Annotated in this window: 15 protein-coding genes and 1 pseudogene; 4 read left to right on the top strand and 12 right to left on the bottom strand. The window is 59.9% G+C overall.

From position 1 onward, the window contains the following. Positions 1–34: 34 nt before the first annotated feature. Positions 35–1,474 carry an MFS transporter gene (locus V9T28_RS11060; protein ID WP_116399013.1) on the top strand — a complete coding sequence of 480 codons (1,440 nt, stop codon included), beginning with the start codon at positions 35–37 and terminating at the stop codon, positions 1,472–1,474. 523 nt (positions 1,475–1,997) lie between these two features. Here V9T28_RS11060 and V9T28_RS11055 read toward each other — a convergent pair. The 6 genes from V9T28_RS11055 to V9T28_RS11030 all read right to left on the bottom strand — a co-directional run bounded on the left by V9T28_RS11055 (position 1,998) and on the right by V9T28_RS11030 (position 6,456). Continuing rightward, positions 1,998–2,762 carry an SDR family NAD(P)-dependent oxidoreductase gene (locus V9T28_RS11055; protein WP_116399012.1) on the bottom strand — a complete coding sequence of 255 codons (765 nt, stop codon included), beginning with the start codon at positions 2,760–2,762 and terminating at the stop codon, positions 1,998–2,000. A 21-nt stretch (positions 2,763–2,783) separates the two neighbouring features. Continuing rightward, entirely contained in the window at positions 2,784–3,503 is a 720-nt protein-coding gene (locus tag V9T28_RS11050; RefSeq protein WP_245423868.1) for a carboxymuconolactone decarboxylase family protein, read from the bottom strand. Positions 3,504–3,617: 114 nt separating this feature from the next. Beyond that, entirely contained in the window at positions 3,618–4,358 is a 741-nt protein-coding gene (locus V9T28_RS11045; protein WP_116399010.1) for an SDR family oxidoreductase, read from the bottom strand. Next, on the bottom strand, positions 4,355–5,554 hold the full coding sequence (locus V9T28_RS11040) for an arabinose transporter (RefSeq protein WP_199499949.1): 1,200 nt from the start codon (positions 5,552–5,554) through the stop codon (positions 4,355–4,357). The genes V9T28_RS11045 and V9T28_RS11040 overlap by 4 nt, the downstream gene beginning before the upstream one ends. Before the next feature lie 86 nt (positions 5,555–5,640). After that, complete coding sequence (locus V9T28_RS11035) at positions 5,641–6,012, bottom strand: DUF2255 family protein (protein WP_116399009.1); 372 nt, start codon at positions 6,010–6,012, stop codon at positions 5,641–5,643. 48 nt (positions 6,013–6,060) lie between these two features. Further along, entirely contained in the window at positions 6,061–6,456 is a 396-nt protein-coding gene (locus tag V9T28_RS11030; protein ID WP_116399008.1) for a (R)-mandelonitrile lyase, read from the bottom strand. A gap of 123 nt (positions 6,457–6,579) precedes the next feature. On the opposite strand from V9T28_RS11030, the gene V9T28_RS11025 reads away from it, so the two are divergent. Together V9T28_RS11025 and V9T28_RS11020 are read left to right on the top strand one after the other, a co-directional pair. Further along, entirely contained in the window at positions 6,580–7,479 is a 900-nt protein-coding gene (locus V9T28_RS11025) for a LysR family transcriptional regulator (RefSeq protein ID WP_116399007.1), read from the top strand. A gap of 768 nt (positions 7,480–8,247) precedes the next feature. Further along, positions 8,248–8,358: pseudogene (locus V9T28_RS11020) on the top strand (YciI family protein); the annotation flags it as partial. Between the two features lie 136 nt (positions 8,359–8,494). On the opposite strand, the gene V9T28_RS11015 reads toward V9T28_RS11020, so the two are convergent. From V9T28_RS11015 to V9T28_RS11005, 3 genes are all read right to left on the bottom strand, one after another. Beyond that, positions 8,495–9,280, bottom strand: a complete 786-nt coding sequence (locus V9T28_RS11015; protein ID WP_116399006.1) for an ATP-binding cassette domain-containing protein — start codon at positions 9,278–9,280, stop codon at positions 8,495–8,497. Between the two features lies 1 nt (position 9,281). Further along, positions 9,282–10,100, bottom strand: coding sequence for an ABC transporter permease (locus V9T28_RS11010; RefSeq protein ID WP_245423986.1), 819 nt, complete (start codon positions 10,098–10,100; stop codon positions 9,282–9,284). A gap of 312 nt (positions 10,101–10,412) precedes the next feature. After that, positions 10,413–11,360 (bottom strand): substrate-binding domain-containing protein, encoded by a 948-nt coding sequence (locus tag V9T28_RS11005; RefSeq protein ID WP_199499947.1) that lies wholly within the window; start codon positions 11,358–11,360, stop codon positions 10,413–10,415. 889 nt (positions 11,361–12,249) lie between these two features. Between V9T28_RS11005 and V9T28_RS11000 the strand changes: the two genes are divergently transcribed. Next, a complete protein-coding gene (locus V9T28_RS11000) occupies positions 12,250–13,122 on the top strand; it encodes a MurR/RpiR family transcriptional regulator (protein WP_116399003.1) in 873 nt (290 codons plus the stop codon). Positions 13,123–13,136: 14 nt separating this feature from the next. On the opposite strand, the gene V9T28_RS10995 is transcribed toward V9T28_RS11000, so the two are convergent. The 3 genes from V9T28_RS10995 to V9T28_RS10985 are packed head-to-tail and all read right to left on the bottom strand — an operon-like array spanning position 13,137 to position 16,031. Next, the gene (locus V9T28_RS10995) at positions 13,137–14,267 is read right to left on the bottom strand and encodes a Gfo/Idh/MocA family protein (RefSeq protein WP_116399002.1); all 1,131 of its coding nucleotides are present in this window, start codon (positions 14,265–14,267) and stop codon (positions 13,137–13,139) included. Between the two features lies 1 nt (position 14,268). Then, positions 14,269–15,222: a hydroxyacid dehydrogenase gene (locus V9T28_RS10990; RefSeq protein ID WP_116399001.1), complete on the bottom strand. Its 954-nt coding sequence runs from the start codon at positions 15,220–15,222 to the stop codon at positions 14,269–14,271. Next, positions 15,222–16,031, bottom strand: coding sequence for an HpcH/HpaI aldolase family protein (locus V9T28_RS10985; protein ID WP_116399000.1), 810 nt, complete (start codon positions 16,029–16,031; stop codon positions 15,222–15,224). Before V9T28_RS10985 ends, V9T28_RS10990 begins: the two co-directional genes overlap by 1 nt. Between the last annotated feature and the right edge of the window lies 1 nt (position 16,032).

Raw genomic sequence — 16,032 nt, 5'->3', positions numbered from 1 at the left:
TGCCGGGCGGCCTAAACCGATGAAAGCTCTATTGATGACCCTCCAGCGCTCTGCGCGGTTGGCTGACCCCAACACCATTCTTGGCGTCGTCCTTACCGCATATCTGATGATCCTGCTGGATCTCTCCATCGTTTACACGGGCATGCCGGAAATCGGCAAAACGATGGGCATGAGCCCGGTGATGCAGACCTGGGTCCAGAACGCCTACCTGCTCTGTTTCGGTGGCTTTCTCCTTCTTTCGGCCCGGCTGGGCGACACTTTCGGTCGTCGGCGAATCCTGCGAGGCGGCGTCATTCTGTTCACGCTTGCGTCTCTGGTAATCGGTATTGCCCAATCGCCTTACGAGCTGATCGCGGCGCGGGCCGTCCAGGGGCTCGGCGCGTCGATCCTCGCTCCGAGTGTGCTCGCCATCATCGCGATCACTTTTCCCGAAGGCAGCGAGCGCACCCGTGCGCTGGCTTGGTATTCGGTCGTCGCCGGTGCCGGCGCGAGCCTTGGCATGGTGCTGGGCGGAATTTTCGCGGGCCTGTTGTCATGGCGGATCGGCTTTCTGGCGAACATCCCGATTGGTATCGCGCTGCTGTTCTCCGTCGCGCGCTACATACCCGAAAACGCGCCCACGGTGGGCAGGTTCGATGCAATGGGCGCCATTACGTCAACCTTGGGAGTGGGGCTCTTGGTCTATGGTCTGGTCAATGCCGCCGAAGCTGGGTGGCTTGACCCGGCCACGCTGGGGACTTTGGCACCCTCGGTTTTGGTCCTCGGCTTTTTCCTCTGGCATGAGGGCCGTGTCGACGTTCCGTTGCTGCCTTTGCGCCTTCTGCGCAGTCGCGAACGTTCTGCCGCGTATTTGGTGCGTATGCTTTACGTCGGCTCGATCGTTTCCTTCTTCTTTTTTGGCTCGCAGTATATGCAGCGTGTGCTGAGCTACTCGGCGCTGCAGGCCGGTTTGGGCTTCCTGCCCATGACGTTGGTTCAATTCGCCGCCGCGATGGCCATCCCAAGAGTCACGCGCATGGTGGGCGGGGTTCCGATGCTCATGGGGGCTTTGCTGCTCATCAGCGTCGGGCTGTTTTGGTTGGCAGGCGCGGGCACCGACGCTTCCTATTGGCAGCTCGCACTGCCAATGGTCGTGATCGGGATTGGCAACGGTGGAGCGATGGCACCGCTGACCACCTCCGGCGTGCGCGGTGTGGAAAGCCGTGATCAGGGAGCAGCATCAGGGCTGGTCAATGTTGCTCGCCAACTGGGGGGCTCCATCGGCCTCAGCGTGCTTATCGTGGTTTTCACCGCCAACGCCGATCCTCAACTGATTGGCGTGGCGAAAATGAGTCATCAGGTGAGCGCGGTCCTTATTGGAGCGGCCATCATGAACATATTGGCCCTGATTTTAACTGCCATGTTCATTCTGCCAGCAAACCGGAGGAATGAAGATCCGCAGGGTGCAGTCGTGTTCGCTGCCTCGATAGAATGATGATGGGGCTTTCGCTACATGGGGTTCATTCGTGACCATATGGCTCCACACCTCGCCGGACACGTTCCTGCGCCGACAATCCCACGTTTCGAGGTGGAGCGAGAGGGCTTCGAACTCGTCTTACACAGAACGGCTATGCCGCTAGCTATGGTATGGCTCTTTCGACAAATCGCAATAATCGAGTGTTGCGCCCCCCCCCCCAGCAACCACTCCACAGCACGCTGTTTTACGCTAGCCTACGGGTGGTGCGGATGCTGGCCAAGAACAATAGAAAATGATGACTGCGATTATGCCATTGCGACCTAAAGCGCACGCGGTTTGTCTCCTTCGGCATCCGGTACACGATATTGACTAGGCCGGCTGCAAAGCCAAGTCGGTGAAACGGACCGAAGTTGAACTCCGCGACGGGCGTCGTGCGCACCTGCCCGCTCTGTGCCCACCCTCAGATCGCCCGTTAGAAGGGGGCCGGGGACATCAATCACGGGTGAGCTTTGTTTGCATCTGCGAATGGTCGGCATGCCCATCAGCGCATGATGAAGCCGCCATCTACAGAGATAGACTGGCCGGTTACGTAGCTCGCGGCATCGCTGCAGAGCCAAAGGACTGCATTCGCAATCTCCTCCGGACGACCAACCCGCCCCATCGGAATGCTCTTTTCCATCGCCTCGAGTGCATCGCCCTGACCGCCGGCCACCATCTCATCGGCCAGTGGCGTCCAGATCAAGCCAGGACAGATCGCGTTGATGCGGATTCCCCTTGCTCCGTATTCGAGCGCAGCGCTCTTGGTGAATCCGAGCACGCCATGCTTGGCGGCGTGATAGATGCCGCGCTCGGCTCCGCCGACAAGTCCGCCGAGTGAAGAGCAATTGACGATCGCACCGCTTCCCTGCTTGCGCATCTGCCGCAGCTCGAACTTCATGCAGCTCCATTCACCGCGCAGATTGATGCCCATAACGCGATCGTAATCCTCGCGCGTGGTGTCGGCCGTCTCGGCAAGCACATTCTGAACGCCCGCATTGTTATACGCGGCATCGAGCCGGCCGAACGCCTCGACGGTTCGCGCGACCATGGCGTCGACCTGCGCGTCATCGGCAACATCGCAACGTATGGCGATGGCTTTATGGCCCTTGGCGGCCAACTTTTCGGCCACAGCGTTTACCGCGTCCTCGTTCCAATCCGCCAGCGCCACGGACGCCCCGGATTCTGCGAAAGCCCGCGCCGTGGCGAGGCCAAGTCCGGATGCGGCCCCCGTTACCAAAGCGACTTTACTCTCAAACGAGATAATCAATGGTTCTCCCCGAACTTGGGATTAAGCGGATTGCTGACCGCGACTCTTGAACACTTCGCCAACGACGGGCGCGGCAGAGAAGGCATCGGGCCAGCCAGCATAGAACGCCACCTGCGCGATCACTTCGCCGGCCTGTTCCTTGGTCAGGCCGTTGTCCATTGCTTTGTTGAGATGGAAGGTGATCTGAGCGATGTGCCCTGCCGCCATCAGGCTGCTGACCGTTACGAGGCTCCTGTCGCGCGGCGCGAGATCAGGACGAAGCCAGAGTTTTAGAAAAAGGACATCGGCGGTGAACTGCACGAGACCGGGCGAGATCGTCCCGGCATTCTCTTCGACATTCGCCGCGCGTGTCGCCTCGGCGGCGGCATCGAGCGGCAGGAGTTTCGGATCGACCGGGGGAAGATCGTTCGGGGCGATGCCGCGCTCGCCAAAGACATCCTTCACGATTGCAATTGTGGAGGCCGCATTGCCGAGCCCGGCATAAAACGCAAGATGCGTGACAATCTCGGAAATTTCCACTGGCTTCAGCCCGCTGTCGAGCGCGAGCCGGAGATAAAACGGAATATCGAGCGTCTGGTTGCGGGTGATAAGCACGGCGAGCGTGACGATGCTGCGATCGCGCGGCGACAATTGCGGTCGCCTCCACAGACCGTCGATAACATTGTCTTGCATATAAGCCCGGAGCGCTGGGGCAACGGACAGGACATCGTCGGATATAAGCGTAGGTTCATCGCTGGGCATGATCTGCTCCTTCATGGTCTTCGGCCGCGCCACCTCATTCCAACCCTGGGAAATGGTGGGGCCGGCGTGAGATAGGTTGACGCGGAACCGACTTTCCGACTCCGCTATGTTTTTTCAGTAGACCTGCACGGTCGGCCGATAGAGGACCTCGTTGATGTCGACATCGTCCGGTTGGCTCATGGCGAAGGCGACAACGCTGGCGAAGGAGTCGGCGGAAATCGCGACCTGATCGTAGAGTTCACGCACACGCCCGGCGACGGCAGGATCGGTAATCGTGTTGGGAAGCTCGGTCGCGACCGCTCCAGGCGAGATGATGGTCGTACGGATATTGTACGGTTTCACCTCTTGGCGCAGCCCTTCCGAGATCGCCCGCACCGCATGCTTGGTGGCGGAATAGACCGCACCGCCGGGCCCGATCTTGTGACCGGCGACCGAGGAGACGTTGATGATGTGCCCGCTCTTCTGGGCTTTCATGTCTGGCAGCGCGGCGGCGATGCCATAGAGCACGCCTTTGATGTTGACGTCGATCATGCGATCCCACTCATCGACCTTGAGGCTTTCGAGCAAGGACTGCGGCATCAGGCCGGCATTGTTGATGAGGACGTCGATGCGACCATGCTTCTCGACGGCGCGCTCGACGAGTTGCTTGACCTGTTCGCGGTCGCTGACGTCAGTTTTCAGTACGGCCCCGTCGCCGAGAGCCAGTTCCTTGGCCAGGGCTTCGAGACGATCGATGCGGCGCGCACCCAACACCAGCTTCGCGCCGTCCTCTGCAAGGCGGCGGGCGGCGGCTTCGCCCAATCCGCTGCTGGCGCCGGTGATGACGACGACCTTGCCTTTGATGTTCTCGGTCATGATGAGACCCTTTCCGGTTCTGGTTGCTGGTGAAAACGCAGTCGCAGCGCGATCGGCACGGCGCAGAGCGCGAGCAGTGCGTTGATGAGAAAGATCGATCCGAGCCCGGCGGCATTGGCGACGAGACCAAGCAGGGGAGCGAGGATGCCGAGCGAGAGATCGATGAAGGCGGTATAGACGCCCATTGCAAGCCCGCGCGATTCCGCCGGCGCCCGGGCGATCGCCTCCATGCCGAACCCCGGATAGACGAGTGCGTAGCCGAAGCCGGCAAGCGCTGCGCCGACGAAGCCAAGCCAGGCGAACGGCGAGGACCAGATCAGCGCCATGCCGACGCTATGGATGACAACGAAGATCATCGCGGTGCGCGCACCGCCAAGACGATCGGGAAGCGGCCCGAAGAACACGCGCGCAACCATCAGTGCGACGGCGAAAGCCGTGAAGGACAGCCAGGCGGGTTGCCAGCCGCGCTGCACGAAAAGCAGCACCGCGAAAGCGGTCATCGTGCCATAGCCGATGCCGGCAAAGGCCATACCCAGTCCCGGAAGCCAGACTGCCTTCAGAACTCGCGCGATGGCTTTCTCGCCTTGGGGGGCAGGCTTCACCGCTGGAATGGGCGCGACCAGCGCTAGCGTTGCCACCGCGCCGATAGACGTCGCCAGTCCGATCGAGGCAAATCCCCAGGTCGCGTAGAGATAGCTGCCTAGCGGTGCGCCCGCTGCCAGCGCCAGGAACATCGCCGTGCCAATCCAGGCGATTATCTTCCCGGCATTGCCGGGACCGGCGAGCGCAAGGCACCAACTTTGCGCGCCGGTCATGATGAAGCTCTCGGCGCCACCGAGAAGCGCACGGCCAGCCAACAGGATCTCGACCGACAGGGCGGGATTGCCGACGGCGAGCAGGGAAAGTAGACAGAAGAGTCCGGCGAGCGCCGCCATGACCAAGCCCGCCGTGACCGCTCGTTTCGGACCGTGCCGATCAGCGACCGTGCCGGACCACAGGCGCGAAATCAGGGAGGCGGCGAATTGCGCGCCGGAAACGAGGCCGATCATGAAAGGGCCGAAGCCAAGATGATCGTGAATGTGCAGCGGCAGGGCCGGCAGCGCGGCGCCCGTGATCAGGAACACCGTGAAGACTGAGGCCATGAAAGACAGCAGGGACTTGTCGGTCGGGGCGACCGACCGTTGGGGCATCGTCATGAACATTTGTTCTTCCTCGAGCGCTTGGCCCGTCAGAGTCCGGCGCGGCCTTCGGTTTTGATCGCCACCGCTCCGGTTTCGATATCTCAATTCTTCGGCGTGATCCTGACGGTTGCCGCGCGGGCGCGCCCGGCGATCATGGGCGCAAGATATTGGCTCTTGGCGTATTTGCGGCGATAGGCTTCATCAATGGGATCGTTGAGGGGGCCATCGACCGGCTCAAAGGAAACATCCTTGGTCATGCCTGCGGCGGTGATGCGGCCCGCCTTCTGACGGATCGCCGCCTGATACCAGCGCGAGTTTTGGCCGTTGTAGCCGCGAACAAAAAGCTCGCCGCCCACGACCACCGACCAGATCCAGGTCGGCGTGCCGTAGGTCTGGCCGTCATCGCGGTAGGGCGAAATGTGCAGGTCGTCGCTATCGGCGATCTTCTCCAATTCCTGTTGCTGCCAGGACATGGGCAGCCTCCTTTCAGCCGTACCGTTCGTACGTGACCGCGGATCGCGTCAACCGCCGTATTGCTTGTCGGAGACCTGTTCGAGCCAGTCGACGACCTTGCCGTTCTGCACCTCGTTGACGGCAATATGGGTCATGGCCGTTTCAGGCGATGCGCCATGCCAGTGCTTCTCGCCCGGCGGGAACCACACCACGTCGCCGGGCAGGACTTCCTCGATCGGACCACCCCAACGCTGCACGCGGCCAAAGCCTGAGGTGATGATGAGGGTCTGGCCGAGCGGATGCGTGTGCCAGGCGGTGCGTGCGCCCGGCTCGAAGGTGACGTGCGCACCCTGAGCGCGCTCCGGCGCATAGGGATTGAGCAACGGGTCGACGCGGACCGTGCCGGTGAACCAGTCGGTCGGGCCTTTTGCCGACGGACGCGAGCCTGCGCGCATGATTTCCATAGGAGTTCTCCAATTCCTTTGCCGCGATGTGCTGTCGCGCGATTTCGAAACAGGAATCTAATCGAAGTGGGATCATCGAATTAGTAGGTGTAATATACATGTCATTTTGAGCAGGATTCACAAATGCCGAGAGATCGCATCAACGATATGATCGCCTTCCTGGCCGTCGCGCGGGAGCGGAGCTTCACCAGGGCGGGTTCCCAGCTCGGCGTATCGGCGTCAGCTCTCAGTCATACGATCAAAGCGCTTGAAGCGCAGTTGGGTGTCAGGCTCCTGGCGCGCACCACCCGTAATGTCGCGCCGACGGAGGCGGGAGAGCGCCTGATGAAGGCGATCGGTCCGCATTTCGACCAGATCGAAGCCGAGATCGAAGCGCTCGGCGAATTGCGCGATAAACCGGCTGGTACGGTGCGCATTACCTGCAACGACTATGTCATCGACACCATCTTCCGGCCAAAGCTTGCGACCTTCCTGCGCACCTATCCGGACATCCATGTCGAACTGAATATTGACTACGGCTTCACCGACATCATCGAGCAGCGATTCGACGCGGGCGTGCGAATTGGCGAAGCGATCAGCAAGGATATGATCGCCGTGCGCATAGGGCCGGATTGGCGCTTTGCGGTTGTCGGCTCACCATCCTATTTCGAGCGACGCTCACCGCCGCAAACGCCTCAGGACCTCACCAACCACAATTGCATCAATCAGCGCCTTCCCAGCGCCGGCGGCCTCTATGCGTGGGAATTCGAAAAAGACGGTCGAGAATTGCGCGTGCGGGTCGAGGGGCAACAGACCTTCAACAGCGCCATACCCATTCTCAATACGGCTTTGGACGGCTTGGGCCTTGGTTTCGTGCCGGAAGACCTCGCCAGGCCCTACATTGCTGACGGAGGCCTTATTGAAGTGCTCGCGGACTGGTGTCCCCTGTTTCAGGGCTACCATCTTTACTACCCAAACCGCCGCCAAGCCTCGCCAGCGTTCGCGTTGCTGGTCGAAATGCTGCGCTATCGTCAGTCGGCGTAAACTGCTGATGCCCGTGGCATGACATCCTCGGACAGGAGGAGATCGTCCCTGCCCGCAACAGGTTGAGCAAACGTCAGCTAGGTATGGCTGGCCCGGCCGGGTCAGGCTCGCTGTCGAAGAACATATAGAGAGCCGAGATCCTGCCATCGGTTGCGACGACAAAATCGGTGCCAGCACAGGCTGGCAGCTCACCCCGGGGGCACCCGCGACCCATTTCAGGCGGCCTGCCCGCCCGCGGAGTCCTTCCGGGAGCGCGATGGATACGTATCCTAACGTCGGACTCATGCCGGGGGTGGTCGAAGGCTCGTGCCGCCGAACTGCGCCCAGAGCCGTTCGCGAGCCGCGCCGCGGTGAAGGAAGCCTGCTACGGACGGGAAAAACCAAGCTACATCAATAATCTAGCTTGGTTCTTAACAATCGAGTGGGAGTGAGGGTATAAGCGGCGACCATAGCGTTGATTCGACGGCGATTTTCGCCATTTCACAATGTCGTTCCAGCCAATATCTCACTCCGCTGAGCTTGCGTTCTCCATCTCTACCTAGAAGGTCCGATCTGCGTCCAGTTTCAGGATGATGTAAAGTCGCTTTAAAGAGTTGGAGTGTTCAAGCGTAGAATATCGCGCACAAAGGCGGGCCTGCTTCGCGCCTCACTGTTGTCATTCGGCGCGCAATCGCAAATCCCGAAACCGGACATTCGTTCGCCCTCATCGATCGCTAGCGGCGACGATTTGATTAGAAATATGTTCGCAAGAGCCTCCCGCTCGGGGCGGTTAAGGACACCGACGAGGCGATAACCTGGGTGAAGCGCTGCCCCAATCCCTTGCTGCGACCGAGCCAGATCGAAATCCGGCCTCTGTTGGACGCAGCTGATTTGCGATGAGAGTCTGGCGCCGGAGGGCACGGCAATCCATGGCCGGATGCGCGAGGCAAAGTCATTGTCACTTGCTGAACTGCCGCGGCCAATATTCTCGGCGGCGCGATTCGGTTGGTCTACCTAACCTTCGGGCGCCTCCAGATCAGCTGTGGATCTCGTGCTGCAGGGCACTGAGTCCTCTGCCGCCGGCCATGTGGAACATGAGATTCTCTAGCGTAAGTTCCGAGCGCGGTTTGTCGAGATCGACTTCTCCGCGCGCCAGCACCATGAAATGGTCGCCGACCAGGAAAGCGTGGTGCGGGTTGTGCGTGATGAAGATGACGCCGATACCTTGGTCGCGGGCCGCCTGCACGATGTAGCGTAGGACCAAGCCGGATTGCGCCACGCCGAGCGCTGCGGTCGGCTCGTCGAGGATCAGGACCCTTGCGCCAAAATGCACGGCGCGCGCGATCGCCACAACTTGGCGTTGTCCGCCGGAAAGCGTGCCGACGGGCTGCTCGAGGTTTTCAAGATCGATGCCCATGCGGTGCAATTCGTCGTTGGTCACCGCAAACATGGCATCGGTATCGAGCCGGCGGAATATGCCGTGGCCTTTTTGCAATTCCGATCCGAGAAAGAAGTTCCGCCACACCGGCAGCATCGGGACCAAGGCAAGCGTCTGATAGACGGCGGCGATGCCGAGATCGAGTGCCTCTCTTGGCGAGGCGAAGCGTCGCGGTTGTCCGTCGACCAGATACTCGCCGACGTCATGGGCGAAGAGACCTGAGATGATCGAAATCAAGGTCGATTTACCCGCACCGTTATCGCCCAGAATACACGTGACCTCGCCTTGCCGAACCGTGAGATTGACCCCACGCAAGGCGCTGATGTTGCCGTAACTCTTGCCGATGTCTTTCAATTGAATGATCGCGCTTTCGGTCTGTGTCATCTTACTTTCCTCTCATCGCGCGCATACGAATCCAGTTGTTGACGACAGTCGCGAGAACAAGCATCGCGCCGACGAAAAATTGGAACCAATCCGGATCCCAATCCGCATAGATCACGCCTTCGGTGGTCATGCCGAAAATGAAAGCGCCGAGCGCCGAACCCACGGCCGATCCATAACCGCCGGTCAGAAGGCATCCGCCAACCACCGATGCGGCGATGTAGAGAAGTTCCTGTCCGATGCCGGCGCCGGATTGAACCGTGTCATAGGCAAACAGCAGATGCATCGCGAGGAACCAGCAGCCGAAACCCACCAGCATGAAGAGGCCGATCTTGACGGCGGTGACCGGAACACCGACGGCGCGAGCGCTGTCGCCCTGGCCGCCCACGGCAAAGATCCAGTTGCCAATTTTCGTTCGGAGCAAGACCCAGGTCGCAAGCGCCACGAACACCGCCCAATAAACGATTGCGATGCTGATTTGGGCTTGGCCAATGGTGAAGTTCGACGAAAAGATCGCTTGGAGCGTGCTGAACCCCGGCATGCCGCTGATGTCTTGGGTCGCGACGTTGCCGGTGATGAGTTTAGTGACTGCAATGTTCAAGCCCTGCAGCATGAGGAAGCTGCCGAGAGTCACAAGAAAGCTGTGAAGCTTTGTGCGTATCAGAAGCCAGCCGTTGAGTGCACCGATCCCCAGCGAAAAGAGCAGCGCAAAGACGACGCCGACCCAAAGGTTCCCCGCCACTTCAGTGGCGAATATCGACGCGGCCAAAGAGGAGGTCGTCACTGCGACGCCGGCGGACAAATCGAATTCGCCACCGATCATCAGGATCGCAATGGCAACCGCCGGAATGCCGATCGAAGCTGATTGGTAGAGTACGGTTGTCAAAGCCGCAAATTGTCGAAACGGCGGGGCCATCACCCAAAAGAAAATGAAGACGAGGATCGCGCCGCAAAGCGCGCCCGCTTCAGGCCGTTTCAGTATGCGCTTCCAGACAGCTTGCCTCTGATATTGTCGCCGCGGATGCGCCGGGTCGACTCGTTCGGTGGTGATCGTCATGCTCGCCTCTCGACCAGATCCGCCGCCGGAGGGGTCCCCGGTCGGCAGTTGGCAGTTGTTTTATGGTCGAACGAAACCTTAGCGCGTGCCCGCCTTGGCAAATTTCTCAACCTCGTCGACATTGCTCTTGTTGACGAACGCCGGGCCGGTCAGCACGGGACCGCCGCCGCCGACTGTGTCGCCATTGATCTTGTTCAGCCACAACAGGTCGACGGCCAAATAGCCCTCGACGAAGGGCTGCTGGTCGATCGCCCACTGCAACTTGCCGCTCTTGATCAGGCCGACGGCTTGCGGCGTAAGGTCAAACGTGCCGAGCTTGACACTGTTGCCGGACGCGGTGATCGCGTCGAGCACAGTCGGCGCAAAGGGTGCGCCGAGGGTCACGATATAATCGATCGCCGTGTCCTGTTGCAGCTTCGCTTGGACGCGCGACTTCACCGTCGGCATGTCGTAGCCGGTCACATACAGAATTTCGAATTTGCCTTTGAATGTGGCCTTGATGCCATCGCACCGTTCTTCGAGCTGCACGGCACCTTGCTGCTGGTCGACGCAAACGACGCTCTTGGCGCCTTCTTTGTTGAGCTGTTCGCCCACTGCCTGGCCAGCGATGTTCTCATCCTGGCCGACATACATGAGGAGGCCGGCCTTCTTCCAATCGTCGCCGCCGGCATTGAAGCCTACGATAGGAATTCCTGCGTCCTGCGCTTCTTTGACGTTCTTGGCCATCGCATCGGGAAACGCCAGCGTCAGCGCGATCCCGTCGACATGTTGCTGGACCACGTTGGAAATGAGTTGTGCTTCTTTCGCTGCGGTCGGGTCGGCAAGATAGATCAGCTTCACATGATCTTTTTCAGCCGCTGCATTGGCTCCCTTGCGAATGATGTCCCAGAACGTATCTCCCGGTTGCGCGTGGGTGATCATCGCAATCGTCATCTGCTTGTCCTCGGCATGCGCCGGGCCTGCAAGAGTTGCTGCCAAGCAGGCGACGGCGCTCGCCGCCGTCGCGAGAGCAGTCTTAGCTTTCATATGTATCATCCGTTCCCTCCCTTACGAAACGCGCCGGACCGGCGCAGCTCAGTTCCACGCAGGAAGCGTGGCTGAATTTCTGAATTCGGATTTTGTGAATGCGCTCACGCGGCGCAACGCCGCTTTGGCAAGGACACGGATGTCACTGCGATCTGCGGCTGCATCGGTATGCGTCGGCTTAGGCGAGAGGAATGATCTCGCGACAATATCGAAGCGATGGCGCGATGTCGTCGCGTGTTCGCGAGACAATATCCACTGGAGCAGTTCGGTGAACGCACGCTTGCTGCTCCGGTCAAGATCGACAGGCGCCGTCTTGCGACATGCGGTGGAGATGTCTGCCCTCCACCAAGCGCAAGGTCTTGGTCCTGCCAAATCGTTTCTCCCAAATATCTTAATCTATTCATTAATTGCAATTTATTGATATTGTCAATATTTGTTGCAAATAAATTTTGACGGGGCGCTTTGCGAAAATGATCACAGGTTTTTCAACGCCGTTAGGAACTGGTCCGAAGCGTTGGAGATCTGCGCAAGGCTGCAGATCTGTAGTGTTCGTGTGCGCACGATCGCGTTGAGCCAACTTCTGCCTGCGAGGCCTCTTAAGCGTGGTGCTTAGGCTGTTCGTAGACTCGCTTGTGACCGCGCCCAAATGGGCCCGTGCGGTCCTGAGAGGGTGCTGCAGCATCGCTTGTCACGGCAGAGATAATGCAATATTTGTTGCCATACTTGGAATGGAGTGTTGGGAAAGCGAGTGTGAGGGGCCGCCGGCGATTGTTGTGAGGCCAAAACTACCGGCGCAGCGCAGAAACGCGGGCTGGGAGCGAGCGAGGCTCGGATATTCACTACGAGTTGCCGCACTGCTGAAATATGGCAGGAATTAACGAGTAAGACGATGCCCAATTCTTCGACACCCTCCGACTACGAGGAACTCATTCGCGTCATTCACGATCGATATGACGATATGAGCAAGTCATATCAAAGGATAGCGGTCTATCTGACCCAGAATCCCAATGACGTCGCAGTGTTGTCGGTGAACGCAATCGCGCAGCGGTGCGGCGTGCATGCATCCAATTTTGTCCGCTTTGCCCAAGCTCTCGGCTACGATGGATTCAAGGCGCTCCAAAGCCTGTTCCAGAAGCGATTGTCTACCGCCGCACCGGGCTTCGAAGCTCGGCTCAGGGCACTTGAAAGCGAACTCGGCGCTCGACAGGACAGCAGCGAGCGTGGTTTCCTGCACGACTTGGTTGTCCGCGACATTGCCTCCTTGCAAAACCTGCTTGTCGAGATCTCCGAAGCCGATCTCCAGAAGGCCGTGGTGATGCTCGAAAAGGCGGAAATCATATATCTCGTTGGCCAGCTCCGCTCGTCGCCGGTTGCCGATCTTTTGCGCTACGTCTTAACGATGCTCGGCAAACGTTGCGTGCTTCTCGATCCAAGCGGTGGTCTTGCAACGCATATGGCGAAGACAATCCGCAGCAGCGACCTACTGTTTGCAATTTCATTCCGGTTCTATGCGACGGAAGTGGTCAACATCGTTGACGACGTTGCGCAACGGAAGATCCCGATCATTGCCATTTCCGACAGCACGCTTTCGCCGCTTGCCAAGGCCGCGAATATCCTTTTGGCGGTTCCCGAGCACGAATACACGTTCTCCCGATCCCTGGCGGCACCGATGTGTTTGGCGCAAGCGCTCACGGTCGCTTTGGCTGCCCGTCTGCAGAGGAATTCGATAAATCCCCGGATACCAACAGTTACCGAGCAATAGCCCGCTCTAATTTCTTAGCCAACATCCTTCCAGGCGCCGGCGCGGCTTGAGGCTTGAATCGTTTCGACCAGCGTCTGAATGCGCAAGCCCGCTCGAAAATTGAATGGCTCAAATCGGCGGTCGGCAATGGCATCGAGAAATCCCGCAATCTCGATCGCCTTCAAGTCGTTGAAGCCGAGTTGGTGTCCGGCTGCGACACAGAACAAACCGTAGGGCGGATGGTCCGGACCGGCCTCGATGCGGCGAAAGCCCTGACGGCCACGGGGATCGTCAGTCGAAAAGAAATGCAATTCGTTGAAACGTTCCTGACTGAATGCGAGAGCGCCTTTCGTCCCGTAGACTTCGAAGTCGTGCTGCATTTTGCGCCCAGTCGAAATCCAGTTGCCTTCTATCGATCCGCTGGCGCCGCTAGCGAAGCGCAAGAACGCGCGGCCGATATCGTCGACTTCGACGTGCCGCTTGCCACCCTTTCCATCGGGACGCTCAGAGATCATCGTGACGCAATCGCCCATGACCCGTGTGATGGGTCCGGCTGTCGCACTTAACAAGAACTCTGCGGTCGCCAGCGCGTGACTGCCGATGTCGGCGAGCGCGCCGCCTCCGGCGGGATCGTGACGGAACGTGAAGGGGGAGGTGGGGTCCGCCATGTAATCTTCGGCGTGCACGCCGCGGTATCCCAGGATCTCGCCGAGTTCGCCGGCCGCGATCATGTCGCGCGCAAGACCGAACATTGGATTGCAAAGATAGTTGAGACCGACCTGCGTCTTCACTTTGGCTGACTCCGCGGCATCAGCCATATCACGCCCGTCGCTGGCGATCGGCGCCAGAGGCTTTTCGCAATGGACATGTTTGCCTGCCGCGATTGCAGCAAGCGCCATCTCTTTGTGCAGCGCGTTGGGCGCTGTGATGTTAATGACGTCGATGTCCCGGTCGGCGACCATTTTTCGCCAGTCCGTGGTCCAGTGGGCGAAGCCGAGCGCGGTAGCGGCTTTTGCGGCTGCCTCGTCGTTAACGTCTGCGAGCGTGTGCAGTTCCACCTCGAATGGGAGGTCAAAGACCCGGGCCGCCGTCGTATAGCCGAATACATGCGCCTTGCCCATAAAGCCGCTGCCGATAAGGCCAATGCGAATCTTCGGTTTGCTCATGTCAGAAGTTCCCGTTCACGATGAGATCGCGGTCAAGGCGTCCCGCGAAAAAGTCGAATACGTTCTGTATGGAGGATACCGCCATGCGCTCCGCCGCTTGCTGCGTGAGGCCGGCGATGTGCGGCGTGTGCGCGACTTGGTCGAACGCGAGAAGCGGATGGTCTTGCTTCGGCGGCTCGTCGTCGAAGACGTCAAGTCCTGCGGCGGCGATCCGCCCGTCGGCCAGAGCTGCGGTCAAGGCCCCCTCGTCCACGATCCCGCCACGCGCCGTATTGACGACGATTGCACCTTGCTTCAGACGCGTGAATTCCTTTGCGCCCAAGAGGGGTGCGCCGGCCTTTGGCATGTGCACCGAAACGATGTCTGCCCACGCGAGCCCTTCCGCCAGCGTCGCCGCGGGACGGACCGGACCTTCCGGCCATCCGCGTTCGGCAAGGAAGGGATCGAAAGCACGGATGTCCATTTTGAACCCCTCCGCCATTTGCGCGAGATGGTGTCCAATGCGGCCGTAGCCGATGATGAGCAGGCGTTTGCCGGAAATGTCGCCGGCCTCTAGCCGATTGCGCCATCCCCAAGCACCATTTCGCACCGCGTTATCGGCTCGAATCAATTGTTTGGCACAAGCAAGGATCAACATCATCGCGTGTTCTGCAACCGACTGCGAATTCACATCGCCAACGACGCAGAGCGGAATCCGGCGCGCATTCAGCGCTGCGACATCCACGGAATCATAGCCGACACCATGCCGCGAGACGATCTGCAGTCGTGCGGCCTCGGCGATCGTCGGGGCGGATAGCGGTTGCGTACGGATGACAAGGGCGTCCGCCTTGCCGATCAGAGGCGCATAGCTCGGCTCGGAGCTCTCCTCCACGTAATCATAGGTGAAGCCGTTGGCGCTCTTGAGCAGCGCAATCCCAGCGGGATGCAGCTTTCCCGCAATCAACAGGTGCGGCATCAATAGGCTCCTTTCTCGCTCTTCGCGCCGATTTGACCGACGAGCTGGCGGAAATTTGCTACACTTGCGCTTGCTGCCGCCGCGAGAAGCCGAGAATCGCCCGATACGGTTGCCATGTCGAAACCCCAGGCGATGGCGCGTCCGGCGTACTCGGGCGTTCCGCAATGCAGGGCGGCACGGATTCCGTTTGCCTTGCATGCAGCAGCAATCTCGTTGAGGGCCGCGATCATCTCGGGCTCCTCGCGATCGAAGCCCGGTGCGAGGCGGCCTTGAGTGAGGCCAAGCGTGAGATCGGCAGGCCCGACGTAAATTCCGTCGAGGCCAGGTGTTGCGGCGATCGACGACAGATTGGCGATTCCCTCTGCAGTCTCGATCATGGCGAAGGCCAACATTTCTTCGTTGGCGTGCGCGCCGTAATCGGAGCCGGCAGCGAAGGAAACGCGCGTCGGCCCGAAGCTTCGTTGTCCGAGCGGCGGATAGCGCATGTAGCCGACAAATTCCGCGGCTTGCGCAGCGGTATTCACCATCGGGCAGATCACGCCGTAGGCGCCGGCGTCGAGTGCCTTCATAATGATGCCCGGCTCAAGCCATGGCACGCGCGCCATGGGCACGACGCCGGAGGCGCGCATCGCCTGCAACATCGGCAGCAGGCTGGAATAGTCGAGCGCGCCGTGCTGCATGTCCACGGTGACGGAATCATAACCTTGGGCGGCCATGATCTCCGCCGTAAACGCGTTGCCGATGGAGCACCAGCCGTTGATGGTCGGTTTGCCCTCAGCCCAGAGTTGCTTGAGCTTGTTGGCGATCATC

This window comes from Methylovirgula sp. 4M-Z18, from assembly GCF_037890675.1.
In the GTDB taxonomy this organism is placed as follows: Bacteria; Pseudomonadota; Alphaproteobacteria; order Rhizobiales; family Beijerinckiaceae; genus 4M-Z18.
The sequence above is the reverse complement of the archived record's forward strand: the minus strand, read 5'-3'. Positions and strand labels throughout refer to the sequence as shown.

Coding starts and splice junctions, on each gene's coding strand:
- V9T28_RS11060 (WP_116399013.1), top strand. CDS start 35: ATGACCCTCCAGCGCTCTGCGCGGTTGGCTGACCCCAACACCATTCTT.
- V9T28_RS11050 (WP_245423868.1), bottom strand. CDS start 3,503: ATGCCCAGCGATGAACCTACGCTTATATCCGACGATGTCCTGTCCGTT.
- V9T28_RS11045 (WP_116399010.1), bottom strand. CDS start 4,358: ATGACCGAGAACATCAAAGGCAAGGTCGTCGTCATCACCGGCGCCAGC.
- V9T28_RS11040 (WP_199499949.1), bottom strand. CDS start 5,554: ATGACGATGCCCCAACGGTCGGTCGCCCCGACCGACAAGTCCCTGCTG.
- V9T28_RS11035 (WP_116399009.1), bottom strand. CDS start 6,012: ATGTCCTGGCAGCAACAGGAATTGGAGAAGATCGCCGATAGCGACGAC.
- V9T28_RS11030 (WP_116399008.1), bottom strand. CDS start 6,456: ATGGAAATCATGCGCGCAGGCTCGCGTCCGTCGGCAAAAGGCCCGACC.
- V9T28_RS11025 (WP_116399007.1), top strand. CDS start 6,580: ATGCCGAGAGATCGCATCAACGATATGATCGCCTTCCTGGCCGTCGCG.
- V9T28_RS11015 (WP_116399006.1), bottom strand. CDS start 9,280: ATGACACAGACCGAAAGCGCGATCATTCAATTGAAAGACATCGGCAAG.
- V9T28_RS11010 (WP_245423986.1), bottom strand. CDS start 10,100: ATGATCGGTGGCGAATTCGATTTGTCCGCCGGCGTCGCAGTGACGACC.
- V9T28_RS11005 (WP_199499947.1), bottom strand. CDS start 11,360: ATGAAAGCTAAGACTGCTCTCGCGACGGCGGCGAGCGCCGTCGCCTGC.
- V9T28_RS11000 (WP_116399003.1), top strand. CDS start 12,250: ATGCCCAATTCTTCGACACCCTCCGACTACGAGGAACTCATTCGCGTC.
- V9T28_RS10995 (WP_116399002.1), bottom strand. CDS start 14,267: ATGAGCAAACCGAAGATTCGCATTGGCCTTATCGGCAGCGGCTTTATG.
- V9T28_RS10990 (WP_116399001.1), bottom strand. CDS start 15,222: ATGCCGCACCTGTTGATTGCGGGAAAGCTGCATCCCGCTGGGATTGCG.
- V9T28_RS10985 (WP_116399000.1), bottom strand. CDS start 16,031: ATGATCGCCAACAAGCTCAAGCAACTCTGGGCTGAGGGCAAACCGACC.